The sequence below is a fragment of the Defluviimonas salinarum genome (genome assembly GCF_026013545.1).
Lineage (GTDB): Bacteria > Pseudomonadota > Alphaproteobacteria > Rhodobacterales > Rhodobacteraceae > Albidovulum > Albidovulum salinarum.
Map to the genome: position 1 here is coordinate 1 of NZ_JAPDOG010000025.1, position 25415 is coordinate 25415.

A 25415-nucleotide genomic window follows, 5' to 3' on the forward strand; every position below is an offset into this window, starting at 1 on the left:
ATGACCGCGCGCAGGCGGCGGCGACGCGCGGTCGAGGCCGCGCGGCGGCAGAGCCGCACCTGCGCCGCGCGGCGCGCGCGGTACTGGTCGAGCAGCACCTCGCGGCGCGACGGGGCGACGCCGCCCGTGCGCGGGTTCGACAGGTGGCGAAGGTGGAGATCGGTGTCGTCGTACAACATGGCAAGTCCTTTCTGACCTTGTGCTGGTGCCGGGATCGAGACTAGCCGGTTGAGCGGCGCCGACATTTCGGGTAAAACCGAAACATGAACGGACTCACCGCCATTGCCGAGGTTGCCTGGCTGATCGGGGATCCCGCACGCGCCAATATCCTTTACGCGCTGAGGGACGACGGCCATGTCTCGGCAGGCGACCTCGCGGAAGTGGCGGGACTCGCGCCCTCGACGACGAGCGGCCATCTCGCGCGGCTGGCCGAGGCCGGGCTGGTGCGGATCGACGCGCGCGGGCGCAAGCGCTTCTACAGCCTCGGCGATCCGGCAGTGGCCGAGATCCTCGAAGGCATCGAGGCGCTGGTGCGCAGGTTGTCGGACCGGGAACCAGAGCCCCTGCCCTGGGACCGGGGCCGGGTGCATTCGCGGATGTGCCTCGACCATCTCGCCGGGCGGCTCGGCGCGCAGCTCGCGGGCGCGGCGATCGGCAAGGACTATATCCGCCATTCGGCACGCGGCCTCGCGCTGACCGGGACCGGCGCGGCCTGGCTCGGTTCGCTCGGCGTCGATGTCGCCCGGATCGAGGCCGAGCCGCGGCGGTTCCTCGGGCTCTGCCCCGACTGGTCGCGGCAGATGACGCATATCGGCGGCGCGGTCGGCGCGGCGATCTACCGCGGCCTCGTCGGCACCGGCTGGCTCAGGCGCGAGCCGGGGTCGGACCGTGTGGCGGTCACGCCGAAGGGCGTGGCGGGGTTCCGGGCGGAGTTCGGGCTGGATCTGAGAGAAGCGGCGGCCGGAGGCGCGGCCTAACCCGGCATGAGGCTGGCCAAGCCACCCGGTTCCGCCTAATGCTTTAGGGACAAAGCCGGACTTCCTGCCATCGCCTGCGAGGATCGACGCCATGTATCTTGACGCCAGAGGGCTGGTTCTTTCGACCAACAGCGGAAAGGCCGCGACCGCCTTCGACCATCTTGTCGCCGGTTACCTGACCCAGCGGGCCGATGCGGGCGAGCGGCTCGAGGCGGTGCTGGCCGCCGATCCGGACTTCGCGCTGGCGCAGTGCATGAAGGGCTATTTCGCGATGCTCGCCTTCAAGGAGGCGATGGTCCCCACCGCCGCCGAGCAGGCCCGCAAGGCGGCGGCGCTCTGCACGGACGTCACCGAGCGCGAGCGCAGCCATGTCGCGGCGCTGGCCGCCTGGGCGGAGGGCGATCTCGACCGCACGCTGGCGACCTGGGAGGCGATCCTGCGCGACCACCCGCTCGACGTCGTGGCCTTCCGTCTCGCGCATTTCCTCTACTTCTGGCTCGGCCGGCCCTATGAGTTGGTGGCCTCGGTCGACCGCGTGCTTCCGGCCTGGTCGGAGGAGGTTCCGGGCTATTCGGCGATGCTCGCCTGCCATGCCTTCGCGCATGAGGAGGTCGGCGACTATGTCGCGGCGGAGCCGTCGGGGCGCAGGGCGATCGAGCTTGATCCCGGCGATCTCTGGGCGGCCCATGCCGTCGCCCATGTGATGGAGAGCCAGGGCCGCAGGAGCGAGGGCATCCGCTGGCTGACCGCGCTCGCGCCGAACTGGGAGGGCAGCCACAACATGCAGCACCACCTCTGGTGGCACTGCGCGCTCTTCAAGCTGGAGCATGGCGACCATGCCGGGGTGCTGGAGCTTTACGATACCCGGTTTCGCAACCTCAATGCGCCACTGACGGTCGCCTCGCCCGATGTCTATATCGACGTGCAGAACGCGGCCTCGATGCTGTTCCGGCTGCAGCGGCTGGGCGTTGATGTCGGCACCCGCTGGGTCGAGCTTGCCGACAAGGCCGAGGCGCGGATCGGCGACTGCGTGTCGGCCTTTACCCTGCCGCACTGGATGATGGCGCTTACGGCGACCGGCCGCACCGAGGCCGCCGGGCGCATGATCGAGGCGATGCGGGGCTTCGCCAAGGGACAGGGCACGCTGCCGCCCCTGGTGCGGGACTACGTGCTACCGATCTCGGAGGCCTTGCTGGCCCATGCCGCCGGGCACCACGACAGGGCGGTCGAGCTGATGCGCCCGGCGCTTGGCGGCATGTACCAGCTTGGCGGCAGCCATGCCCAGCAGGACGTGCTGGAACAGCTCTTCGTCGATGCCGCGCTGAAGGCCGGGAGCCTCGACGACGTCCGCCTCGTCGTCGAGCGCGTCGCCGGGCGCCGAGCGATCCCGCCGGAACGCTTCCTCGGCTGGCGCGAGGCTGCGCGGCGCGCCGACCTTGCAGCACCCCCGGCCTGACCAGGTCAGACGATGACGTCGATCGCTTCCTGCTCGCCGACGCCGAAGACCCGCTTGTAGCGGGCAATCTGGTCGGCCGGACCCATCGCCTTCAGGGGATTGTCGGAAAGCTTCACGGTCGGCCGCCCCTCCGCCGCCACCGCCTTGCAGACAAGGCTGAACGGCGCGAGCGTGTCGCCGGGCGTGAGGCCGCGGAAATCGTTGGTGAGAAGCGTGCCCCAGCCGAAGGAGACCCGGACCTTGCCAGAGAAACGGGCTTGCAGCTCCTCGATCTTCTCGACGTCGAGCCCGTCGGAGAAGATCACCAGCTTCTGGGTCGGATCCTCGCCGCGCTCCTTCCACCAGCGGATCGCGGTCTCGGCGCCGGTCGCGGGATCGCCGCTGTCGATGCGAATCCCGGTCCAGCCGGCGAGCCAGTCGGGTGCGCGCTTGAGGAAGCCCTCGGTGCCGTAGGTGTCGGGCAGGATGATCCGCAGGTTGCCGGAATGCTCCTCGTGCCAGTCGGCGAGCACCCGGTAGGGGGCCTTGGCGAGGTCTTCGTCGGTTTCGGCGAGCGCGGAATAGACCATGGGCAGTTCGTGCGCGTTGGTGCCGATCGCCTCGATGTCACGGCGCATCGCGATGCGGCAGTTCGAGGTGCCGACGAAGGCCTCGCCCAGCCCCTCGATCATCGCCTGCACGCACCAGTCCTGCCAGAGGAACGAATGCCGCCGGCGCGAGCCGAAATCGGCGATGCGGAGACCCTCGATGGGCCGGAGCCGCTCGATCTTCTCCCAGAGCCGGGTCATGGCGCGGGCATAGAGCACTTCGAGCTCGAACTTGCCCATCGCGGCGAGCACCGCGCGCGAGCGCAGCTCCATCAGGATCGCGAGCGCGGGGATCTCCCAGAGCATCACCTCGGGCCACTTGCCTTCGAAGGTCAGCTCGTACTGGTCGCCCTTGCGTTCGAGATGGTAGGGCGGCAGGCGCAGCGCCTCGAACCACTCCATGAACGCGGGCGAGAACATCTGCCGCTTGCCGTAAAAGGTATTGCCGCGGAGCCAGGTCGACTCGCCGCGCGTGAGCGAGAGCGAGCGGACATGGTCGAGCTGCTCTCTCAGCTCGCCCTCGTCGATGAGCTTGGCGAGCGGGACCGATTTGGTTCGGTTGATGAGGCTGAAGGTGACGGTGGTGTCGGGCCGGTTCCGGTGCACCGACTGGCACATCAGGAGCTTGTAGAAATCGGTGTCGATCAGTGACCGGACGATCGGGTCGATCTTGAACGCGTGGTTGTAGACGCGGGTGGCGATGTCGACCATTCAGGCCTCCAGCCGCACACCGGCGGCACGCATTTCGGCGCGCGCCTTCGCGAGCGAGCCGTCGAGGTCAATGGCGCGGCATGCGCCTTCGAGCACGGTGACGTTGAAGCCGAGCTTCGCTGCGTCGATCGCCGAATAGGCGACGCAGAAATCGGTGGCGAGGCCGACGAGCGTCAGGTCGGTGACGCCGCGCGTTCGGAGATAGCCTTCAAGGCCCGTGGGCGTGGCGTGGTCGTTCTCGAAGAAGGCGGAATAGCTGTCGATGGCGGCGCGGAAGCCCTTGCGGATCACGAGGTCGGCAAGGTCGGTGGCGAGGCCGGCATGGAAGGCGGCCCCGTCCGATCCCTGGACGCAATGGATGGGCCAGAGCACCTGCGGCCCGTAGGGCATCTCGGTCAGGCTGAAAGTTTCGGCGCCGGGATGGTTCGCGGCGAAGGAAGCGTGATCCTCGGGGTGCCAGTCCTGGGTCAGCACCTTGACCGCGAAGTCGCCCATGAGCTCGTTGATGCGGGGGATGATCGCGTCGCCGTCGGCGACGGCAAGAGCGCCGCCGGGGCAGAAGTCGTTCTGCACGTCGATGACGATCAGGGCATGGCTGGTGTCGCGCATGGTGCCTCCGCTGCTGCCATTTCGATGCGTAAGCAGCGGCGGAGCACTCGTCAACCTGCGGGTTGACTCTTTGGTACCTTGGTACCAAAGTACTGTCATGAAGAAGATCGAACGCGTCCAGACCGGCCTCAGGCTGGAAAAGCGGCTCCTCAAGGTGATGAAGGGGCTGGCGGAGCATCTGGAGATGCCGGTAGCAGAGCTGGTCGAAGGCATGGCTCTGCATGCTTTCGAGGGAAAGGCGCCCTTCTCGGAGGAGACGCTCGGCAAGATCGCGCAGCTGAAGGGGGTCTACGGTCTCGACCTGACCGCCGCCGACAGCCATCGACTGACGGAGGGCCCGGCATGACCCCCGCAGAAACCCTCGCGGCCCTCGAAGCCGGCACGCTGGACCCGGCGGGCTTCACCCATCGCGACCATGTCCTTACCGCGTGGGAGGCCCTTCGGCGGGACGATTTCTTCATCGCGGCCTACCGCTACTCGTCGGCGATACGGCGGCTGGCGCAATCCTGCGGCCGACCCGAGAAATACTCCGCCACCATAACGTTCGCCTTCCTCTGCCTCATCGCGGAGCGCATGGAGCCGGCCTCCGACGACGCCGAAAGGTTCCTTGCCGAGAACCCCGACCTTCTCGCGGCGGGGATCCTGCAGCATTACTATTCGGCCGAACGGCTGGCTTCCGCGCGTGGCAGGCAGGTCGCGCTGCTGCCCGACCGCGCGGGCCAGAGGGTTGCGCCGCAGCCGCCGCTTTGATATCGGCGCGCTCCCTCATTCGCACCAGCAGGCAGAGCCATGTCCCCCGCGATCGGCATCGATTTCGGCACCTCGAACACCGCCGCCGCGACCTTTAGCGCGGGGCAGCCCCGGATCGTGCCGCTCGAGGCGGGGCGCGAGACGCTGCCCACCGCGATCTTCCTCGATTACGCCGCGCGGCGCACGGTGTTCGGCAGCGCCGCCGTCGGCGCGATGATCGACGGACAGGAGGGGCGCTTCATGCGGGCGCTGAAGAGCGTGCTCGGCACGCCGCTCGCCCGCGAGCGGCGGCAGTTCCTGAACCGGCGGCTGTCGCTGCTCGACGTGGTGGCGGAGTTCCTCGCGGAGATCCGCAGGCGGGCCGAGACCGAGGCCGGAACCGGGTTCCGCCGCGTCGTTTCGGGGCGGCCGGTGCGGTTCCACAGCGTCGACCCCGAACGCAATGCACAGGCGGAGATCGACCTGCGGGAATGCTACCATAACGCGGGCTTCGAGGAGATCCGCTTCGTCAACGAGCCGGAGGCGGCGGCCCGCGCCGCCGGTCCCGGCGCGGGCATCGGGCTCATCGTCGATATCGGCGGCGGCACCTCCGATTTCACGCTATTCGAGAGTCGGGAGGGTGCGATGCACGCCCTCGCGAGCCACGGGCTGCGGCTTGGCGGCACCGATTTCGACAAGGCATTGAGCCTTGAGAAGGTTATGCCGCTTCTCGGCCTCGGCGGCGAGCTGCGCAACGAGATCGGGCCCGGCCGCCATTCGGTGCCGCGCGCCATCTTCCTCGACCTCGCGTCCTGGGAGAAGATCGCCTTCCTCTACGGCCCCGCGACGCTGCGCAGCGTCCAGAAGATGGCCCGGCTCGCGGTGGAGCCGCAGCGGCTCGGCCGCCTCGCACGCGTGATCGAGAACGAGGTCGGCCATGATGTCGCCTTCGCGGTCGAGGCCGCCAAGATCGGCGCGAACGGCGCGGCCGAGGCGGGCATCGACCTGGCGCTCGTGGAGCGGGGATTGCGGCCGGTCCTGACCACGGGCGAGCTCGCCAGCACGCTCTTTCCCGCCGCGCGCGCCATCAGGGAAGCCATCGCGGAAGTGCTGGGGCAAGCCGGCCTTGGCCCCAAGGCGGTCGGGCGGGTGATCTTCGTCGGCGGGTCGAGCCTTCTCGCGGTCGTCGAGGCCGAGGTGCGCGCCGCCCTTCCCCACGCCGCCGCCGAGCGGTCGGACGTCTTCACCGCCGTCGTGCGCGGTCTCGCCATCTGCACCGCCGACAAAGCCTGACTTGCCTGCGCCGCGCGCTGACCGTATCACCCCGCCATGCTGACCGTCGCCGCACTCTACCAGTTCACCGCCTTCCCCGACCCGGCCGCGCTGCGCGCGCCGCTTCTCGCCCTTTGCGAAGAGCACGGGGTAAAGGGCTCGCTCCTCCTCGCGCGCGAGGGGATCAACGGCACCATCGCGGGTTCGCGCGAGGGGATCGACGCGGTCCTCGCCCATATCCGCGCCCTGCCCGGCTGCGCCAGTCTCGACTGGAAGGAAAGCCCGGCCGGGGAGATGCCGTTCGGGCGGATGAAGGTGCGGCTCAAGCGCGAGATCGTGACGATGGGCGAGCCGGAGGTCGATCCGACCGCCGGCACCGGGCGCTATGTGGCGCCGGAGGGCTGGAACGCGCTGATTTCGGCCGAGGATGTCGTGGTGATCGACACCCGCAACGATTACGAGGTGGCGATCGGCACGTTCGAGGGCGCGGTCGATCCCGGCACGAAGAGTTTCCGCGAGTTTCCCGGCTGGTGGCGCGACAATGCGGCGCGTTTCGCCGGCAAGCGTGTCGCGATGTTCTGCACCGGCGGCATTCGCTGCGAGAAATCGACCAACTTCCTGATCCGCGAGGGAGTGGAGGAGGTCTTCCACCTCAAGGGCGGGATCCTGAAATACCTCGAGGAGGTGCCCGAGGCCGAGAGCCTCTGGCACGGCGCCTGCTTCGTCTTCGACCAGCGCGTCAGCGTCGGGCACGGGCTGGTCCCCGGCGGGCACGGCATGTGCCACGCCTGCCGCCGGCCGCTCACCGGGGAGGCCGAGCGCCATCCCGATTACGAGGAAGGCGTCTCCTGCCCGGCCTGCATCGACGAGTATTCGCCCGAGCAGCGCGCCCGGTTCCGCGAACGCCAGCGCCAGGTCGCGCTGGCCGAGGACCGCGGCGAGCGGCATCTGGGGCCGCGCTAGGTCCGGTTCAACGGCCGGGGCGCTTTGGCTTGGCGGTCTGGCTCTCGGGACCGGATTCAGGCTCGAAACGCGTGTATCGGCTGGTCTGGCGCGCAACTTGGCCCGGCGGTGCCGGCGCCTCTTCGGTCGATGCCGTCCGGAGGGATGGATCCTCGGGCGTCCCGCGAGCGCGGCTGGCTTCGATCTCGCGTGCCCAGACGGTGCGGGGCGGCGGCCCTTTAGCGGAAACGTCATCCGCTCCCTGCGTGATCGCCTCTTCCGGGATGGTCGCGATCCACAACCCCGCGCCCATGAGAAAGAAGACGAAGGAATAGAGCGAAGTCCAGATATGGACCGTGGTCAGGGTGAAGCTGAGGCCGACGAAGGTGATCATCCAGGCCAACCGCAGGTCCGCCAGCGCGGAGCCCGGTTCGAGCCGTCGCCGCCCGACCCGGAAGATCGCATCGAGGTAACCCAGCATGATCAGCACGAATCCGGGGATCCCGTAGCGCACCGCGATCACCAGCCAGAAGTTGTCCATCGTCCCGCTGCGCATATAGGCCGGGCGCACCCAGTAGTTGAAGCCGAGGCCGAAGATCGGATTGTTCCAGACGTTGAACATGCCCCAGTCGAAGATGACGAGTCGGTAATAGGCGTTGTGCGCCGAAAAGGTCGCGTAGCTCATGAACACCCGGAGCGGCGACCGGTTGGAGGCGAGATCGACGGCGACATACATCAGCGCAAAGAGCAGGCCGAGCAGCAGCCAGCGTCCGCGGACCCGGCGCAGGACGATGCTCCATCCGATCAGCATCGCCTGCAGAACCACCGACAGGACCGCGCCGCTCGACACCGAAAACACGACGCAGATGCCGACGCCGACGCTGCGCCACAGGCGCCCTCCAAGGTCGATCACGCTGCGCAGCCCGACGAAGGTCAGCGCGAAGACCGAGGCGCAGAAGAGGCCGTAGTGGATCGGGTGGGCGAAGAAGACCTGGGCGCGGAACAGCCCGAGGCGCGGGTAGCGGTTGACATCCTCGACCGCGTCGAGGCCGAGCGCGCGCACAATCTGGATCGGCACCGAGCGGTCGGTCTGCGTTTCCACGAAGGCCAGCGGCAGCGACAGCAGGACCAACAGCAGGAGCACCCGGATCAGCGCGATGAACGTGCCCGGCGTGCGGATGTAGGCGCGCGCGATCGCGTAGCCGCCGAGGAACTCGATCGCTGTCGAGCCGGTGGCTTCGGTCGCCGTCCAAGGGCTCGTGATACGGAGCGCGATCGCCATCCAGATCACGTGCAGGACGAAGATCACGTCGACCGGAAGCACCTTGCCGTAGCTGCCCCTGAACAGATTGACGAGCAACGGCAGCGTGGTGAAAAGCAAGAGGAGCCGCAGGGGCGAGAGCTTGAGCGGCCCCAGGTCCACGGTGAAGGGCGTGATCAGCAGGAGCAGGTAGACCCAGACGAGAAGCGGAAGCCGGGGAACCGCCATCCGCCACCCTGCGTCGCGGGCGGAAGTGGCGGAACTGCGCGCGCTCCGCGCGCCTGTCGTTTCCGCAACCGTCACGCCGAATAGCCCTCACATTGGACCAAAATGTCCCGCGGCCGGCGGCCGGAGCTGGTCCCGTGCCGCCATTGTGCCATGTCAGTACCCTTTCATCCAGTCGCGCCGCGCCCGCCACAGCCGCACCCAGCTGTCGGCGCGTTGCCTCATGCGCCCGCCGAGGAGCCGCGCAGCGAGGCCATATCCCGCCGCCCGCGTCGCGGACCAGGTCCACATCATCGCCAGCCCGAACGGCACCCAGGCTCGCGGCCAGTGATCGCGGATCAGCGTCACCCGCGCCTTCGCCAGGAGCACCAGCTTGTCGCCCAGCGTCTTGCTGGAGGCGCCGACGAGATGCATGATCTCGGCATCAGGCGTCACCATCGGCCGGCAGCCGAGCCGCGCCGCGCGCAGGCAGAGGTCCGCCTCCTCGCCGTAGATGTAGTAGCGCAGGTCGAAGCCGCCGAGCCGCGCCCAGAGCTCGCGCCGGATCAGCATCAGGCAGCCGACGACGATATCGACCTCGCGCACCGTGTCGCGGCGCCAACTGCCCATCGCCTCGGGATGGAAGAGCGAGGTGCGCGGGAAGAGGGTGGTGAGCCCGGAGGCGGCACAGAAGATGCTCCAGGGCGTGATCTGCTGCCAGCACGAGGCGAAATTGAGCGAGCCATCGGGAAACACCGTCCGACCGCCGTAGATGCCCGCCTCGGGATTGGCCTTGGCGAAGGCGAGGAGCCGGTCGACGGCGCCATCATGGACCTCGGTGTCGGGGTTGAGCAGGAGCAGCCATTCGGTTTCCGCCTGCGCGGCGACAATGTTGTTGGCTCGCGCGAAACCGACGTTCTCGGGGCTGCGGATCAGCTCGACCTCGGGAAAGGCCGCGGCGATCGCGTCGGCGGAGCCGTCGGAGGAGGCGTTGTCGAAGACGACGGCGCGCAGGAACGGGTTCCGGGTCTCGGCGAAGAGCGTCCGCAGCGCCGCAAGGGTGAGCGCGCGGGTGTTGTAGCTGACCATGATCACGGTCAGGCTGTCGGTCGTCTCGAACTGGCTCAACGATGTTTCGAGGGTGTTCACTGTCTCCGACCCGGCACTGACGACGCACCAGGTCGTTATAGCGCGCCCGGCCCCAGCGTGCGAGCCGCGATCGGGCTGGCGCCGATGACGGCCGCGTCCCTCGCGACATCGGGCAACGAAACCCGGCGCGTAGATTGAATATTTCCAATTTGTTAACTATCCTGTGCCCCTGTCGGAGGACCGGTCCCGCCATGGCCGGATTGCCAGTTTCGGGAGAGTCCGGTGCCAGACCGCGACGTCACAATCGCCGATCCGCCGCCGGGACAGCAGGCGGCGCCCGCCACCTCTCCGGTGAAGGCGCGACGGCGCGGGCTCAACCGGCTCAGCGGACTGCGCAACCTCCTCGTGACCTTGCGCCGGGGCGCGCTGCGGCGGCTCTGGGGCATGGACATCGACCCGACGGCGCAGTTCTCGCTCTCGGCGAAATTCGATCGGACCTTTCCGATCGGCGTCCATGTCGGCCCGTATTCCTACATCGCGTTCGAGGCGCGGATCCTCACCCATGACCGCACGCGCGGGCTTTACCTGCACACCCGGATCGGCGCGAACTGCTTCATCGGCGGGCGCAGCATGATCCTGCCGGGGGTCGAGATCGGCGACAACTGCATCGTCGGCGCTGGCGCGGTCGTGACGAAATCGGTGCCGCCGGGCTGTGTCGTCGCCGGCAACCCGGCGCGGATCCTTCGGCACGACATCGAGGTCGGTCCCTACGGCCGGTTCCTCGATGCCGACGCGACCGAAAGCGACCTCGCGTCGCGGGGCCTGACCTGAGACCACCGGCTTGACGGTTTCCTGACCGAGCGAGCGCGCGGAGCTTGCGCGCCGCAACACCTGTCAGCGCGATGGTATCGAGGTCCTGTGACCTGCCGCGCGCGGCCAGGACCGAGTCGCCGCGCCCGCGGCGATCCCGGACCGGCGACGCGACGGCGCAAGCCATCCGGACGAGCGCCGCGGATCTTGTGCCTTCCGGCCGAGCCGACGGCGCCGTCCCGCAAGACGGAACTCCGCATGATCTCGCTCTCCTCGCTTTCCATCGACCAGACCCCGCCCCGCGACGGCGCGACGCCGCCGCCCGCCGGGGCGCTGTCGCTAAACCCGTTCAGCCGCGACCGTACGATCTTCGACAGCGGCGCGGGCTTCGGCCGCGCCTCGGCCGCGGTGCCCGTCGCAGGCACCGGCACGCCCGGCGCCGTGGTCGAGGCGCGGGCCCTCTCGCTCGACGACGGCGGTGCCGCGACCACCGCCTGGACCGAGGTCGCCACGATCGACGGCGCCGGTGCCTGGCGCAGCAGCCTCGCTGTACCGCGCAGTTCCTCGTGGTTCCGGCCCGAGGCGCGGCTCAAGGACCTGCCCGGCATCGCCGCCCAGGGCGCGGCGCGGTTCGGCGTCGGCCATGTCGTCGCGATCTGGGGCCAGTCGGAGCCCGACCGGATCCTCTCGACCTTCCACGACAACACGCCGCCGCCGCCCGTCGCCGATCCCGAGGCGGTGCAGATCTTCCAGGGCCCGGCCGGCAGCCCGACGCGACAGTTCATCTCCAATGCCCAGCCGCTGACCGCCGCCGCGGCAGCGCTCGCCGCGACCCTGATCGCGGCGCGGCCCGGCGAGAAGTTCGCGGTGATCTTCCAGACCGTCCCCGGCACCGATCCGCGCGACCTCGTGGACGACACCAACCCGGCGCGGTCCTGGGCCGCCGACCGCACGCTCCACGCCTTCGCCACCGCCGACGGCCAGCATGTCGGGCTCGCCGCGATGTCGTGGTTCGCCGCCCCCGGCAATCTCGGCGCGAATTACGGTGAGGCCCTGTTCCCGCTCTTTTCCGGCCAGAAGACCGACGGCACGGCGGTGAGCTTCCCCGCGACGATCACCTACGGCAGCGGCCAGAGCTACCGCGCCGGCCACTGGTTCGGAGAGCTCTACGACTATGCCCATACCCGCTGGGTCGGCTATGGCCCGCACCGCTTCGACATCGACGCCGACATGCGCGACGCCACGCACTACGCCGGCGGCGGCGACCAGTTCAATCTTGCCAACAAGGAGGCCGCCCGGAAAAGCTGGCGGGCGATGCTGGCGCTGCCGGGGGCGACGATGTTCCTGCCCGGCGGGATCGAGCCGGTGACCTATGTCAACGGCTATGCCGACGGCGCGGGCGGCTGGACCGACCCCTCGCATCCCGCCGGCAACACGCCCGATGGCTGCCAGGCCTGGGCGCGGCTCACCGCCCATGCGATCCTGCAGGCGGCGGGGCTCTCGGGCTGGACGGCGCCGGTCTTCGACCACTGCCTCTGGGAGCCCACGGGCGCCTGGGTCGAGCTCTGGTCGTCTGCCGGGCCGGTCACCACGACGCGGCTGAAGCGGGGCGACCCGGCGCTTGGCACCGGCCAGCCGCACTGGACCGAGGTGATGGGCTTCCAGATCAACGGGCTGCCCGCCGTGAAGGCGAGCATCGTTGCCGGAAGGGTGCGGATCCTGCCCAACGCGGGCAGCTTCAGCTATGCCGACACGGTGCAGTACGGCAATGGCGGCGCCACCGGCATGATCGCCTTCCCCGAGGATCAGATCGCCGGGACCTGGAAGAACCTGCCGATCGTCGATGTCGGCGCCGCGGGGCTCGACGGGGTGCCGGTGCGGCCGCTCGCCGATGCCGCGGTCGTCGCCAACACGCTGCCGGTCGTGGCGCCGCGCTTCACCACCTCGGCCACGGGGCCTTACTTCCTCGACCCGGTCAACCTGCCCGCGGGCACCGGCGCGCTCACCTTCGCCGGGCGTTTTCGCGTGGCCGCGCTGCCCGCGACGACGGCGATCCTGTTCAGCCAGGTCTCGACCGGCTTCGACGTCGAGCTGATGAACACCGGCGCGCTGCGGTTCACGATCGAGGACGGCGCCGGGACGAAGATGCTCAACGCCCATGTCGTGGCGACCGCGCTGGCCGCCAATGTCTGGTACGACGTCGTCTGCGCCGCCGATCAGGTCGCGGCGGTCCTGCGCGTGACGGTGAACGGTGTGTTGGTGGCGACGGTTCCGTTCACCGCCTCGGGCAATGGCGTCTTCCAGAGCACCCGCGCGCTCGGCTTCCTCGCCCGCAACACGGCGACGCTGCAATTCGTCGGCGACGTCGAGTACCTGCGGGCCTGGCGGAGCGCCACGGAGACCGGTGCCGCGCCGGCGACGACACCCTACAAGCAGATTCTCGGTCCGGCCTCCGTGGCGAATGCCGATGGCTGGAAGCTTGGCGCCAACGCGACCTGACCTGGGCGCGCGAACAGGAAGAGGGCCGGCGGGTTGATGCACCCGCCGGCCCTTCCGCTTGACTCGACTTCGGGCGCACCCGCCCCCGGCTCACCAGAGCGCGACAATCCCGGCGGCCGTCGTGCCGGTCGCGTTGACCCCCCGCGCCCGCACCGCGAGCACGCTACCGGAGGGCACGTTTCGGAACAGCACCGCCTGGCCTCCGGCGAGGCGGGCGGAGATATCGCCGCTCACGCCGACATAGAGCGCACGCGGCAGCATCGGCAGATCGGCCGCATCGTTCGGCACCACCGCCGCCGCATCGCGCGCCGGTGCTGTAAGGCTTGTCGGGTAGTCGGAAAACTTGTCCATCTCTCTCTTCCTGATCGCCGGGCCGGTTCCGTCCGGCCGGGCCTGCCTGTCCTGGTCATGTCCGGGAACCGCGCGCGTCGCGCAGTGCGCCGACCGACGAGTTATGACCGGCTTGTGTTAAGATCGGCGGAAACCGAAGCGCGCCGCCCGACTGTTTCTCATTTCCGAACACGCGAAAGCGGCGGATCAGCGGAAACACGCTGCCTTTTGGGCCCCCGGATTGTGTATTTGTGCCTAACTGGCCTAATCGGGCACATCGAGACTTCAATTGCGCCCAATGTTTGCCACTTTGTCGCGCATTGTTCCTAAAACAGACACACTCGCGGCACGAAAGAACACTTCTATGCACCTCCTACGCAACTTGATGGTTCTGAGTCTCAGCGCGGCATGTTGTGCCACTGCGGTCCAGGCGACCGACTTCTACGTTCAACCGGCCAATCCCGGCCCCGTCAAAGGCACCGCCCTGTCGGCGATTTCGCTGCAAGCGATGGGGGCCAGGCTCGGCCAGACCGACTTGGCCCTCGACCCGCTGGCGCTGCCCGAGCAGTCGCTGCGGGTCCGGCATAAAGAATCCTCGACCTCCGGCACCACCGCCGGCAAGTGGCTGCGCGCCCGCCGCCCCGGCAGCAGCAGCACGGACACCCAGCTCAACTCGAATGCCTGGAGCAGTGACCCGACGGCCGGCACCAGCACGAGCACCAGCACTTCGGTGCAGGAATCGAGCAGCGGCTCGACCGGGACCGGCACCGGCGACGGCAGCACGTCCGCGGACGGCAGCACCGGGACCGATGCGTCGACTTCAGAGTCGACGACACCGGTATCCGGCGCGACGAGCGAGTCCGCCGCGACGGAACCTGCGCCGGAAACCACGACGACAACGACGAAGACGGTCACGTCGGACACATCCAGCACGCAAACCGAGCCGACGGGAACCGACACCCAGACCTCGACGACGCAGCCGACCACCGCGACCAACACCTCGACCGCGGCGCCGGCGCCGGGCAGCACTTGGCAGAGCCTGTCGACGCTTCTGTCGTCTGGCCAGGTGAAGGGCGGCGACCGGATCTTCCTGATGGACGGCTATCACGGCGCGATCCTGATCCGTGACCAGCGGTTCACCTCGCCGGTCGTCATCGCACCGGTTCCGGGCCAGACCGCCCATGCCGAGTCGATTCAGATGAGGAATACGACGAACGTCGTGGTTCAGGGGCTCAAGGTCTGGGCGACCTCGTCCTCGGCCGGCGCCGGCATCCTGGTTCGCACCTACGGCGACACCGCAGACCTGTCCTTCCTCAATCTCGACGTACGCTCGGTCGCGGATGCCGCGAACTATGTGCAGTGGGACTCCTCCACCTGGCTCGCCAATAAGCGTAATGGCTTCCTCATCGACGGCAACCGCAACACGGTCTCCGGAAGCCGGATCACCGGGCTCTACCACGGGCTTCAGGGCTTCGGCACCAATGTGCTGCTGGAGAACAACATCATCGACGGCTTCTCCGGCGACGGGCTGCGGGCGCTCGGCGACAGCTCGATCGTACGCAACAACAAGGTCCAGAACTGCTTCCAGATCGACGGCAACCATGCAGACGGTTTCCAGTCGTTCTCGCGCGGCACCGACGGCAAGGTCGGCACCGGGACGGTAAGGAACCTGGTGATCGAGAACAACAAGCTGTTCGAATGGACGTCGTCGGCGACAAATCCGCTGCGCTGCAAGCTGCAAGGCATCGGCATGTTCGACGGCATGTTCGACGGCATCCTGATCCGCAACAACCTGATTACCTCGTCGGCCTATCACGGCATCACGATTGCGGGGGCGCTCAACTCGACCGTGGTGAACAACACGGTGATCCGCCCCGACGGTGCCGCCGACAAGGCGCCGTGGATCATGATCGGCTACCACAAGAACGGCACGCCGTCGAAGAACACGACGGTGGCAAACAACCTGGTGACGCGGATCAACACCAAGCCGGATACCGCCAACAACATCGTCGTGACCAACAATATCGAGGTCACGAACAGCTCGACCGAGTTCACCTCCGTCAACACGCAGAACTTCACGCTGAAGTCCGGCGCGCAGGCGATCGACGCGGGCACATCCAAGCACGCGCCGCCATCGGACATCGTGGGCGCGACCCGGCCGAAGGGTAAGGCACCGGACGCCGGCGCCTACGAGAACTTCTGACGCCACCGGAGGCGCGGACGACCTGGACCCCGCCGGTGCGCCGGTGGGGTTTTTCGTGCCCGGACGGTCAAATCACCGCGCCCAGCGCCTGGCGCAGCATCCACCAGCTGCGCAGGAGCCGCAGCCGCACCAGCGTTCCCGCGCCACGCAGCCGCTCGCCCGCTCCGTTGAGCTTCGGCGAGAAGAGGAGCTTCGGCAGATGCACGGCGATGCTCGCCGCCATCGACAGCGCCCGGAGAAACCAGATGAGCCGGCCGGCCGCGCCGGGGCGGGCCGCAACGTGCAGCGCGAACATCTCGCGCGCGATCCGGCGCCATTTGCGCTCCAGCGCCGGCCAGTCCGCGCGGGTCGGATGCGCCACCCGAAGGTTCTCGGCGAGAACCAGCCGGTACCCCATATCCCGCGCTCGCAGGCACCATTCGGCGTCTTCCGAGACGCCGGGGGTGAAGGGGCCGACCGCCTCCATCACCGCGCGGGACGTGACAAGATTGGCTGTGACGGAGAAGCCCTTGCGCTCGATATAGTCGCGGTAGTTGAAGGCGAAGACGGTCTCGAAGGCCTCCGCGCCGCTGCGCGGTCCCGGCGTCTCGTCGAAGACCTCGATCGCGCCGCCGGCGATGTCGGAGGTTTCCCCCGCATGACGTGCAGCGGCGAGCCAGCCCGGTGCCGGAACGCAGTCGGCATCGAGAAAGCAGAGCCGCCCGCCACGGCTTTCACGGACCCCGCGGTTGCGGGCAGCCGCGGCGCCGGGCGCCGGCTCGTCGATGAAGCGGACGGCGGCGAACTCGGCCTTCAGCGCGTCGAGCGGCTCGGTCGAGCCGTTGTCGACGACGAGGATCTCCGCCCCCGCCGTGTCCCCGGCCATCAGCGCCGCGAGACACCGGCGCAGCCGCCGCGCATCGTTGTAATGCGGAATGATGACGCTGTCGGCAGGCATTTCGCCCCCCTCGCCGCACGGCACCGCGGCGCCGGAACGGACCTCACCGGTGCCGATCTCCACGCGCGCCCTCAGCCGTAGGCTTCGTAGTTGTAGCCGACCGAGTCGTCGGAATAGCGGCACTTGTTCAGAACGATGCCGAGCACGTCGGTGAGCTGGGCGAGCTCCTTCTCGCAGATGTCGATATTCGCCAGCGTCGTGCTTTCGGCCGCCGCAACGAGCAGCGCGCAGTCGACGTTGCCGAGGAAGTTCACATAGTCGTCGCCCGCGTCCATCGGCGCGAGATCGAACAGCATCAGGTCAGGTTGCCAGCTGCGTTCGATCTCATCGAGTGCCCTGCGCGTTGCGGCGCTCTGCATCAGTTCGGCGGGGTTTTGCGCCTTGCTGGTGTTCAGCGCGATCACCAGATTGGCGCCGATCCGCAGCGCCTGTTCGCCAAAGGCGACCCGGCCCTCGAGAACCTCATGGAACGAGCTTTCGGGAACATGGCCGAGCATCTTGTGCAGCGAGGGCCGCCTGAGGTCGAGATCGAGCAGCATCACCCGCAGATCGCGCTGCCGCGCCAGGCTGATCGCCAAGTTCAGCGCGATCGTCGTCTTGCCGCAGGCAGTACCGGGCGAGGTGATGGCAAGGCGGCTCCAGCCCTTCTCTTTCATGAGCCGGTAGGTGCGCGAGCGCAAAAGGTCGTAGGGCGTCGCGTCGCGGCCGCCGGACAATGCGGAGATGCGGCCGCGGGTGATGATGTCGGGGGTCAGCGTGATCTCGGGCAGCGCCAGCCAGTCGTTTCCTGGCCGATCGCGCACGCCCCTCCGGTCCCGGACCGGGTGCGACGCCGACAGCGCCGAGCGGCGCATCTCGCGGGCCTTGGCCAATGCGGCTTCAAGTTTTTCCATCGCTACTTCACCTCCGCGCCAGCGGTCGCACCGCCCGTGCGATCACAGACTCAGCCCCAGTTTTTCCGCCACCTTCGCGAAGATCGCGTCGAGCGGCTGGTAGTAGATGTGCACCGCGTAGATGATCGCCGGAATCCCGACGATCGCGACCAGAAGAACCGCCGCGAAACCGGAGCGGCGGCGCATCGTCTCGGACGGTGTGCGGATATAGGGAATCGTCACGATCGGGGTGATCCCGAACTTGTCGATCAGATCCTTCGGGCGCCGGACCGATCGGTTCAGCACCTCCAGAAGCACGATCACCGCGATGCCGAGCACGATGCCGGCGAGCATGCCGCCGGCCACGATCAGGGTGCGGTTCGGGCTCACCGGACCATCCGGGACGGTCGGCGTTTCGACCAGCGAGATGCGCTCGCCCTGTTCCAGTACCTGGATCCGTTCGCCCGCCGCGGCCTGCGAGCGGCGCGCCACCGCGGCATCATATTGCTGCTGGATGTTGGCCTGGTCGCGCACCAGCGCGTCGAGTACGACCTGGTTGGCCGGCGTCCGGTCGATCGTGTCCTGCAGGACCGCGAGTTCGTCGATCAGCTTGGCCCGCTGCTCCTCGGCCAGCGCGATCCTCGTGTCGAGATCGGCGAGCTGGACGTCGAGCATCGTTGCGGCCTGATTGGCGCTGCCGTCGCCCGGAAGCTGGGCCTTCACCACCTCTTCGAGCTGGGCGATCTTCTGCTGCAACACCCGGACCTTCGGGTTCGACGGCGCGAACACGGCGAGCATGTCGCTCAGCTGCGAGCGCAGGGCGTCGAGCTGCTGCGCCTCGGGGGTCTGACCAGCGGTCGTGGCATTGCTGATCTGCCCGGTCGACTGGAAGATCGCGATCATCCGCGCCTTCTGGTCCTTCAGCGTGGCGATGTCGTTCTCGATCGTCGCGAGCCGTCCCTGCAGGAGCGTCTGCTGCCCGAGCCGGAACGTCAGCGTCGAAGGCAGCGCGTCCGCGTTCTTCTGCTGGAAATCGAGGATCCGGGCGCTCATCCGGTCGAGTTCGGCATCGAGCCGGTTCACCTCGTTCTCGAAGAATTCGAGCGTGCTCTCGGCGCTCGCCGTGCGCGAGGCGAGGTCGTAGTCGAGGATGAACTGGACGTAGTCGCCGACCACGGCGGCGGCGATCTCTCCGCTTTCGCCCTGGAACTCGATCCACATCGTCGTGGCCTCGCCGCGCCCGGTGCTCTTGTTGATCCGCGTGTTGCCACGCATGGCGTCGGCGGTCTGGTCCGGCGACATCGTCTCGACGTTCTCGAAGACCTGGTTCCGGCGCGCGATGTCGATCAGGTTGGCCCGCGTCATCAGGCGGTTCTCGACGGTCTGGAACTTCTCCATCGCCGCGGCCTGCACGGTCGGAGCAGCCAGCGCGTCGGGGATCCGCGAGCCTTCGAGAAGCAGCAGCGCCGAACTTGAATAGACGGGGGGCAGGAGCAGGGCCGCGGCGACGGATGCCGCGGTCACCAGCGCGAAGATCACGATGAAGTAATGCAGCCGCCGCAGGAAGATCGCGAAGTAGAAAGACAGGTCCAGATTCATTTGTGCTTCTCTTCCTCTGCCGCGATCTGAGCCGCAAAGAACACGCCGTCATCGAGAACCGACTGAACGACGCTTTCGTCCACATGGTGGTTGTCGGTGCTCCAGGCGTAAAGCAGTGCCATGTCGCAGAGCTGGTTGATCAGCCGCGGGATCCCGTGGGTCACCTTGTGGACCAGCTTCGCCGCCGCCACCGTCACCTCCGCGCCGGTGCCGCCCGCCGCCCTCAGCCGGTGCGCGATAAGCTCGACCACCGAGCGCTCGTCCAGGGGAACGAGGTGGAAGCTCGCCGCGATCCGCTGGGCAAGCTGGCGCAGCGACGGATCGAGCACCATCTCGCGCAGTTCCGGCTGGCCGACGAGAACGAGCTGCAGCACCTCGTCCTTGCCGGAATTGATGTTGGTCAGCATGCGCAGCTCTTCAAGGCTTTCGCGCGACAGGTTCTGCGCCTCGTCGAAGATCAGGACGACCCGGCGCCCGGCGGCATATTCATCGATCAGGTAATCCTGGAGCTGCTGGAACAGCTGCACATAGCCCTGCCCCGCATCGAAGCGCACCCCGAGCGCGTTGAGCACCCACTGGATCAGCTCGCCGCGGTTGCCCTGGCTGTTAGAGATCAACCCGACGGTTACGCTCTCTTCGAACTGCCGCAGGAGCTCGCGCAGGAGCGTGGTCTTGCCGCAGCCGACACCGCCGGTGACGAGGGTGATCGGCGCGCGGCTCAGGATGCCGAATTCGAGCACCGAATAGGCGCGGCGATGCTGGGGCGACCAGAACAGAAAGTCGGGATCGGGAACGAGCGTGAAGGGGCGCTCGCGGAACCCGAAGAAGTTCATGTAGAAGCCGACGCCACTCGTCTCTTCCGCTCTGGTCTCCACGACCTTGTTCATCCACAAACCATTCGAAGCCGGGCTCCGTTGCGCCGTGCGGCTGCCCGCAATGCCTTTTCCAATCGTAGCAGCCCTGAACTCATCGCGTAAATGGTGCTGCGATGACTCAACCTTTGGCCGTACCTCAATTATTCATAGCAAGTCTCGCACTGGTGCGTCGATTCGCAGCGCCGTGCGGACCTCAATAATCGTAAGCCAACCTCATCAATCGACGAAATCCCGTTCACTGTATCACATTCAGAAACAGATAGCGCGGCGCTTTGGGCGAAAAGGCGCGCAACCGGGCCGGGTACAGGCATTTCGCGCGGGCTGTGGCCGACCGGCTGGCGAATTGGGAAATGCCGATTTCGAAATTAGCCATTCAATGATATGAATGACTACGGGTGGTGACCGTCTCATGGACGGAAGGCACAGGCTATTCGGGCCCTGCCGGCCGCTCGCGCGCAGAATGCGCGCGTTCCGAAACGGAGCGGTGTGGCATGACGCTTCAGGTCAATGACGTGTCGGACGAATTCGACTTGTCGGGCAACAAGCCCGACGCAGCGGTTCGCGTGATGCGGACCGGCCTTTACCGGAACGGGCTCAAACGCGTCCTCGATCTCACCCTCGTTCTGCTCACGGCCGGCTTGGCGGTGCCGCTCGTGGCGTTCCTTGCGCTGCTCGTGGCGCTCGACGGATCCGCGCCGTTCTACTTCAGTCCGCGGGTCGGCCGCAGCGGGCGCGAGTTCCGCATGCTCAAGCTGCGCACGATGGTGCCCGACGCCGAACGCCGGCTCGAGCAATACCTGTCGCGCAACGCCGAGGCGCGGCTGGAATGGAACAGCACCCAGAAACTAAAGGACGATCCGCGGATCACCTGGATCGGGCGGATCCTGCGCAAGACCTCGCTCGACGAGCTGCCGCAGCTGTGGAACGTGGTGCTGGGGCAGATGTCGCTGGTCGGCCCGCGCCCCTTCATGCCGAGCCAGCGCGTGCTCTACGACGGAACCGCCTATTACACGCTGCGCCCCGGCGTTACCGGTCCCTGGCAGGTCTCCGCCCGCAACGAGACCACGTTCGCCAAACGCTCGGATTTCGACCGGCTCTACGATGAGACCCTGTCGCTCCAGACTGACGTAAAAATCCTCCTCGCGACCGTGCGGGTCGTCCTGAAAGGCACGGGATACTGACCTGTCGCGCAATAGCCGCAGGGTTGAATCATCTAGGCTGTCAGAAAGTTAACGATTTGACCTGACGGGGTTTCCCCGTACCCTTTTGATGATTCGTACCTCAATGGATGTGAGAAATGTTCAGAACACTGTTGGGCCTTTTAGTCGCTGTTCTCCTCGTTCCCGCCGCCTGGGCGCAGAGTGGTTATCGGATTCAGGCGGGCGATCTCCTGCAGATGGAGGTGCTCGAGGATCCGAGCCTCAACCGCAGCCTGCTGGTCCTTCCGGACGGCACCGTCAGCCTGCCGCTAGTCGGAACCGTGCGCGCCACCGGCCAGACGGTCGAGGGGCTGCGCTCGTCGATCACTAGCGCGCTCGCGTCGAACTTCGCCTCTCCGCCCACGGTGTTCCTCTCGGTCGGCCAGCTCAATCCCATGACCACGGCGGTGAATGCGGCCAACGCGCAAGCCGCCGCGGCAAGCATCGCGGTTGGCCCGACGATCGCGATCTACGCGCTCGGCGAGGTCACGACCCAGGGCCGCCGCGACGTCGCAAAGGGAACGACGCTGCTGCAGTTCCTTGCCGAGACCGGCGGCCTGACCAGGTTCGCGGCGGCCAAGCGCATCCAGCTGCGCCGCGTCGACAAGGCAACCGGGACGGAAAAGGTCTATCGCTACAACTACAATGCGGTGAAAGCGGGCGCCCAAGCCCCGTCGATCGTCCTTCGTGAGGGCGACGTCATCGTGGTACCCGAGCGCAGGCTCTTCGAGTAAAGGCAGGAAAAGTGGGGACAACCAGGACGGGGATCGCAACCCTCGCGGTAACAGCAACTCTCTGGCCCGGAGCCGCGCTCCCACAGCAGGGGAGCGCGGTTGCGATTCCGGGATCGCCCGCGGTGATCGGCGTGACGCCGGCACCCGGCACGGCAACGGTGACCGCGCCTGTCGCCGGCACAGCTCCGCCGGCCGCCAGCACGGCTCCGGCCGGGGGGCTCCAGGTCGACGTCAACATCGAATCCAAGGTGACGTACGACGACAACTTCGGGCTGGATCCCGTCAGCCCAGGCGACAGCACGGTCTTCGACAACACGCTCAGGGTCGGCGTGTCGAACATCACGGCGATCGACGATTTCAGGCTCGACGCGTCGGGGGTCTACCGCTTCGCCGATTTTGCCGGAAGCTCGGCAAGCGGCTTCGAAGACCCTACCGTAAAGTTTCGGTACCGGCGCGACACCGGCAACAGCGTGCTGACGGCCTACGGTCGCTTTCGTGATGTCGACAGGGATTTTCTCGACCCGTTCCTGGTCGAGCAGGTAGATCCAATCTCCAACGTGCTGCTCGGTGGCGGCGGACAGCTCAAGACGAAGTCTTACGGCGCCGCCTTGCAGACCGGCATCAACGATCCGATCGGTTTCAACCTCTCGGTCGATCATGACGAGCAGACCTACACGAATGTCACCGATCCCGCTCTGGTCGACAACCAGACCGACCAGGCGGCAGCGGGCGTGTCGATGCGCGTGTCGCCGATGACCCAACTGCGCCTCGGCGCCTCGATAGAGGACTATACCGCCGACGACACCGTCCAGACCGATCGCCGGACGCTCGACTACACGCTGGGCGTCACGCAGGATATAAACCCGGTTCTGCTGCTCGACGCCCAGATCGGCTGGACCGACGTGGAAACCGACACGGTCTTCGGCACGACCACGCGCGATGGTATCACCGGCTCTCTGCAACTGACCAAGGTGATGTCCAACGGCACCGCCTTCGTGTCGGCCGATTCCAGCATCAACGAGAACGGCAGGACCCAGACGCTCCGCTTCGGACGCGACCTGCAACTGCCCACCGGTACGCTCTCGGCGACACTGGGCGCCGCGGATTCGCCCTCGGGCGAGGTCTTCGTGATCGGCTCGCTCGCCTATGGGCAGCAGTTGCGCAACAGCACCGTCACCCTGGCGGTCGACCGCGGGCTCTCGACCGACTCGCTCAGCAACGACGTGATCGATACCCGGGTCCGGCTCGGCTACGGTTACATCATCGACAGCGTCTCGCGGATCAACATGTCGCTGAACTGGGGCCATTCCGAGCCCGCCGGTACGAATACCGCGCCGACGGTGACGCGGACCTCGTTCAACGCCAGCTATTCGCGCGCCCTCACCCAGGACTGGGACCTGACGGGCGGCGTCGTGCTGCGCGACCTGCAGGATTCCGGGGCTTCGGGCGACGCGCGTTCCAACGCCGTGTTCCTGTCGCTCGACCGGGATTTCAGTTTCCGGCCCTGAGCCGGAAACCGCCCCACGGTCAGCGGCCGATCTTCGCGAAGATCCGGTCATAGGCGGCGAGGAGCCGGGGCGCCGAATGCGCCCAGCTCAGCCGCTCCATGACCCGCGCGCGGCCGATCCGGCCCATCCGCGCCCGCTCCTCCGGCGCGTCGATCAGCGCGGCGATCTTCGACGCGAAATCCTCCGGCTCGTTGGCGCGGGCATAGAGCGACGCCTCCCCGGCCGAGGCGCGCCCCTCCTTCAGGTCGAACTGCACAACCGGCTTCTCCAGCGTCATGTATTCCATGACCTTGTTCATGGTGGAGATGTCGTTCATCGCGTTCTTCGGGTCGGGCGAGACGCCGATATCGCAGCTGTTGAGTGCGCGCAGCAGGTCCTCGCCATAGAGCGGCCCGGTGAAGGTGAAATGCGCCCCGAGCCCGCGACGCGCGACGTCGGCCTCGACGTTGGGAAGCTCCGGCCCGAAGCCGACGATGAGGAAATGCACGTCCCGATACCCGAACCCGCGGATCAGGTGATCGGCCGCGGCAACGAGGAGGTCCATCCCCTCCTGCTGGCCGATCACGCCGACATAGCCCATCACCGTGCCCGCGCCCTTGCGCATCACCGGATCGGCGGGGCGGATCTCGAACTTCTCGACCTTCGGGGCGGAGCGGACGACGAACACGTCCTCGGCCGCCATGCCGCCCCGGCGGATCGCGATCTCGCGGAAGCTCTCGTTGGTGGCGATCGAAACGGCGGCGCAGGCGAAGGTCATCCGCTCCCAGATCCGCATGACCCGGTACAGCAGGCCGCGCTTGCCGAACTTCGCCTCGAAGAGCTCGGGGCAGACGTCGTGATGGTCGAAGAGGTAACGCACGCCGCGCGGCCGGTACCAGAGCGCGAGCAGGAAGATGAGGTCGGGCGGGTTGCAGCCCTGGATCACGTCGAAGCCGCGTTCGCGCCGGACCTCGCGCGCGAGCCGGAACCAGTGATAGATCGAATGGAGGTATTCCCTGGCGTAGGCCACAGCGCCCGAATGCGCCTCGGGCGGTTCGGGATAGCGGTAGATGTGGATGCCCTCGATCACCTCGCGGTGAAGATCCCAGCCGCGCCCGGTCGGGCAGATCACGCTGACCTCGTAGCCCGCCGCGGCGAGCGTCGTCGCCTCGAGCCAGACCCGGCGGTCCAGCGGCACCGGCAGGTTCTCGACGACGATCAGGACGCGTCGCACGGCACTCGCACTCATCACTCTCTCCCGCGTCCCGTCATTCCCTCGGTTCGTTCTCCGCGACGATCCGTTCCGGATTGCGGCCATGCTAACGTTCGACCGAGCCGCCGGCCAGAGCCGCGCACGCGGAATGCCGGGGGCGGCGCAAGAACCGGTTTACCGGCGGCGCGATTTCCGCTCTCCTGCACGGGACGCTTCGGCCGCGAGATGACCGCATGACGAGTGACAGGATCCACAAGACCCGCACGAGCCGGCTGCAGCGGCTCGGCCGGCTCATCCGCGCGGCGCTCGACCCGCGCGCCTATGCCCATGCGGTCAAAGTGCTGAACTACTACAATTACACCCATGTCGCCGAACTGCGGAAAGTCACCCGTGGCCAGGGGGTGAGCATCAGCCCGACCGCGAGCTTTTCCAACGGCCAGAACATCGTGATCGGCGACCGCGTCCATGTCGGCGCGAACACCAGCCTCTGGGCCGGACCCGGCGCGGCGCGGATCGAGATCGGCTCCGACGCGCTGATTGCGCCCTCGGTGATGGTGACGGCGGCGAGCTATCGCTACAACGACGGCAGCCCGGTCACCGACCAGGCGATGAACGAGGCGACCGTCCGCATCGGTCGCGACGTCTGGCTCGGTTACGGCGCGGTGGTGCTGGCCGGGGTCACCATCGGCGATGGCGCGATCATCGGCGCGGGCGCGGTCGTGCGCACCGACATTCCCGCGAACGCGATCGTCGCCGGCAACCCCGCCGCGATCGTCGGCCAGCGCCGCATCCAATCGTAGCGCGGCCGGGGCGGGGCATT

23 protein-coding genes are annotated in these 25415 nt (G+C 67.6%); 13 read left to right on the forward strand and 10 right to left on the reverse strand.

Features of this window, described 5'->3' with window-relative positions; translation table 11 throughout:
- Nucleotides 1-263: 263 nt before the first annotated feature.
- Both OM960_RS19850 and OM960_RS19855 read left to right on the forward strand, forming a co-directional pair.
- On the forward strand, nucleotides 264-977 hold the full coding sequence (locus OM960_RS19850; protein WP_263334930.1) for an ArsR/SmtB family transcription factor: 714 nt from the start codon (nucleotides 264-266) through the stop codon (nucleotides 975-977).
- Between the two features lie 91 nt (nucleotides 978-1068).
- Entirely contained in the window at nucleotides 1069-2433 is a 1365-nt protein-coding gene (locus OM960_RS19855; protein ID WP_264773178.1) for a tetratricopeptide repeat protein, read from the forward strand.
- Nucleotides 2434-2438: 5 nt separating this feature from the next.
- On the opposite strand, the gene pncB is transcribed toward OM960_RS19855, so the two are convergent.
- Both pncB and pncA read right to left on the reverse strand, forming a co-directional pair.
- On the reverse strand, nucleotides 2439-3731 hold the full coding sequence (gene pncB / locus OM960_RS19860) for a nicotinate phosphoribosyltransferase (protein WP_264773179.1): 1293 nt from the start codon (nucleotides 3729-3731) through the stop codon (nucleotides 2439-2441).
- On the reverse strand, nucleotides 3732-4340 hold the full coding sequence (gene pncA / locus OM960_RS19865) for a bifunctional nicotinamidase/pyrazinamidase (RefSeq protein ID WP_264773180.1): 609 nt from the start codon (nucleotides 4338-4340) through the stop codon (nucleotides 3732-3734).
- A 97-nt stretch (nucleotides 4341-4437) separates the two neighbouring features.
- On the opposite strand from pncA, the gene OM960_RS19870 reads away from it, so the two are divergent.
- From OM960_RS19870 to trhO, 4 genes are read left to right on the forward strand one after another with little or no spacing between them, the layout of a single operon-like run.
- A complete protein-coding gene (locus OM960_RS19870) occupies nucleotides 4438-4686 on the forward strand; it encodes a hypothetical protein (protein ID WP_264773181.1) in 249 nt (82 codons plus the stop codon).
- The gene (locus OM960_RS19875) at nucleotides 4683-5090 is read left to right on the forward strand and encodes a hypothetical protein (protein ID WP_264773182.1); all 408 of its coding nucleotides are present in this window, start codon (nucleotides 4683-4685) and stop codon (nucleotides 5088-5090) included. The genes OM960_RS19870 and OM960_RS19875 overlap by 4 nt, the downstream gene beginning before the upstream one ends.
- Before the next feature lie 39 nt (nucleotides 5091-5129).
- Nucleotides 5130-6362 (forward strand): Hsp70 family protein, encoded by a 1233-nt coding sequence (locus tag OM960_RS19880; protein ID WP_264773183.1) that lies wholly within the window; start codon nucleotides 5130-5132, stop codon nucleotides 6360-6362.
- Nucleotides 6363-6398: 36 nt separating this feature from the next.
- The gene (gene trhO, locus OM960_RS19885; RefSeq protein ID WP_264773184.1) at nucleotides 6399-7304 is read left to right on the forward strand and encodes an oxygen-dependent tRNA uridine(34) hydroxylase TrhO; all 906 of its coding nucleotides are present in this window, start codon (nucleotides 6399-6401) and stop codon (nucleotides 7302-7304) included.
- Between the two features lie 7 nt (nucleotides 7305-7311).
- Here the strand turns inward: trhO and OM960_RS19890 are convergent, their stop codons facing one another.
- Both OM960_RS19890 and OM960_RS19895 read right to left on the reverse strand, forming a co-directional pair.
- Complete coding sequence (locus tag OM960_RS19890) at nucleotides 7312-8772, reverse strand: O-antigen ligase family protein (RefSeq protein ID WP_263334944.1); 1461 nt, start codon at nucleotides 8770-8772, stop codon at nucleotides 7312-7314.
- A gap of 153 nt (nucleotides 8773-8925) precedes the next feature.
- The gene (locus tag OM960_RS19895; RefSeq protein ID WP_263334946.1) at nucleotides 8926-9897 is read right to left on the reverse strand and encodes a glycosyltransferase family 2 protein; all 972 of its coding nucleotides are present in this window, start codon (nucleotides 9895-9897) and stop codon (nucleotides 8926-8928) included.
- A 222-nt stretch (nucleotides 9898-10119) separates the two neighbouring features.
- Here OM960_RS19895 and OM960_RS25580 point away from each other — a divergent pair, with 222 nt between their 5' ends.
- A complete protein-coding gene (locus OM960_RS25580) occupies nucleotides 10120-10668 on the forward strand; it encodes an acyltransferase (RefSeq protein ID WP_317852826.1) in 549 nt (182 codons plus the stop codon).
- A 237-nt stretch (nucleotides 10669-10905) separates the two neighbouring features.
- Nucleotides 10906-13146 carry a LamG-like jellyroll fold domain-containing protein gene (locus tag OM960_RS19905; protein ID WP_264773185.1) on the forward strand — a complete coding sequence of 747 codons (2241 nt, stop codon included), beginning with the start codon at nucleotides 10906-10908 and terminating at the stop codon, nucleotides 13144-13146.
- Nucleotides 13147-13236: 90 nt separating this feature from the next.
- Here the strand turns inward: OM960_RS19905 and OM960_RS19910 are convergent, their stop codons facing one another.
- The gene (locus OM960_RS19910) at nucleotides 13237-13497 is read right to left on the reverse strand and encodes a spike base protein, RCAP_Rcc01079 family (RefSeq protein WP_264773186.1); all 261 of its coding nucleotides are present in this window, start codon (nucleotides 13495-13497) and stop codon (nucleotides 13237-13239) included.
- A gap of 277 nt (nucleotides 13498-13774) precedes the next feature.
- Between OM960_RS19910 and OM960_RS19915 the strand changes: the two genes are divergently transcribed.
- Nucleotides 13775-15679, forward strand: coding sequence for a choice-of-anchor Q domain-containing protein (locus OM960_RS19915; protein WP_264773187.1), 1905 nt, complete (start codon nucleotides 13775-13777; stop codon nucleotides 15677-15679).
- Between the two features lie 67 nt (nucleotides 15680-15746).
- Here the strand turns inward: OM960_RS19915 and OM960_RS19920 are convergent, their stop codons facing one another.
- From OM960_RS19920 to OM960_RS19935, 4 genes are all read right to left on the reverse strand, one after another.
- Nucleotides 15747-16616 carry a glycosyltransferase family 2 protein gene (locus tag OM960_RS19920; RefSeq protein WP_263334953.1) on the reverse strand — a complete coding sequence of 290 codons (870 nt, stop codon included), beginning with the start codon at nucleotides 16614-16616 and terminating at the stop codon, nucleotides 15747-15749.
- 71 nt (nucleotides 16617-16687) lie between these two features.
- Nucleotides 16688-17509, reverse strand: a complete 822-nt coding sequence (locus OM960_RS19925) for a tyrosine-protein kinase family protein (RefSeq protein WP_264773188.1) — start codon at nucleotides 17507-17509, stop codon at nucleotides 16688-16690.
- A gap of 42 nt (nucleotides 17510-17551) precedes the next feature.
- Complete coding sequence (locus OM960_RS19930) at nucleotides 17552-19087, reverse strand: GumC family protein (RefSeq protein ID WP_264773189.1); 1536 nt, start codon at nucleotides 19085-19087, stop codon at nucleotides 17552-17554.
- On the reverse strand, nucleotides 19084-19974 hold the full coding sequence (locus OM960_RS19935; RefSeq protein ID WP_263334959.1) for an ExeA family protein: 891 nt from the start codon (nucleotides 19972-19974) through the stop codon (nucleotides 19084-19086). The genes OM960_RS19930 and OM960_RS19935 overlap by 4 nt, the downstream gene beginning before the upstream one ends.
- Before the next feature lie 479 nt (nucleotides 19975-20453).
- Here OM960_RS19935 and OM960_RS19940 point away from each other — a divergent pair, with 479 nt between their 5' ends.
- The 3 genes from OM960_RS19940 to OM960_RS19950 all read left to right on the forward strand — a co-directional run bounded on the left by OM960_RS19940 (nucleotide 20454) and on the right by OM960_RS19950 (nucleotide 23403).
- A complete protein-coding gene (locus OM960_RS19940; protein WP_264773190.1) occupies nucleotides 20454-21143 on the forward strand; it encodes a sugar transferase in 690 nt (229 codons plus the stop codon).
- A gap of 116 nt (nucleotides 21144-21259) precedes the next feature.
- Nucleotides 21260-21895, forward strand: coding sequence for a polysaccharide biosynthesis/export family protein (locus OM960_RS19945; protein WP_263334962.1), 636 nt, complete (start codon nucleotides 21260-21262; stop codon nucleotides 21893-21895).
- 122 nt (nucleotides 21896-22017) lie between these two features.
- On the forward strand, nucleotides 22018-23403 hold the full coding sequence (locus tag OM960_RS19950; RefSeq protein ID WP_264773191.1) for a hypothetical protein: 1386 nt from the start codon (nucleotides 22018-22020) through the stop codon (nucleotides 23401-23403).
- Between the two features lie 19 nt (nucleotides 23404-23422).
- On the opposite strand, the gene OM960_RS19955 is transcribed toward OM960_RS19950, so the two are convergent.
- Complete coding sequence (locus tag OM960_RS19955; protein ID WP_264773192.1) at nucleotides 23423-24631, reverse strand: glycosyltransferase family 4 protein; 1209 nt, start codon at nucleotides 24629-24631, stop codon at nucleotides 23423-23425.
- Between the two features lie 197 nt (nucleotides 24632-24828).
- Here OM960_RS19955 and OM960_RS19960 point away from each other — a divergent pair, with 197 nt between their 5' ends.
- Nucleotides 24829-25395 (forward strand): acyltransferase, encoded by a 567-nt coding sequence (locus tag OM960_RS19960; RefSeq protein ID WP_263334967.1) that lies wholly within the window; start codon nucleotides 24829-24831, stop codon nucleotides 25393-25395.
- The last annotated feature ends 20 nt before the right edge of the window (nucleotides 25396-25415 follow it).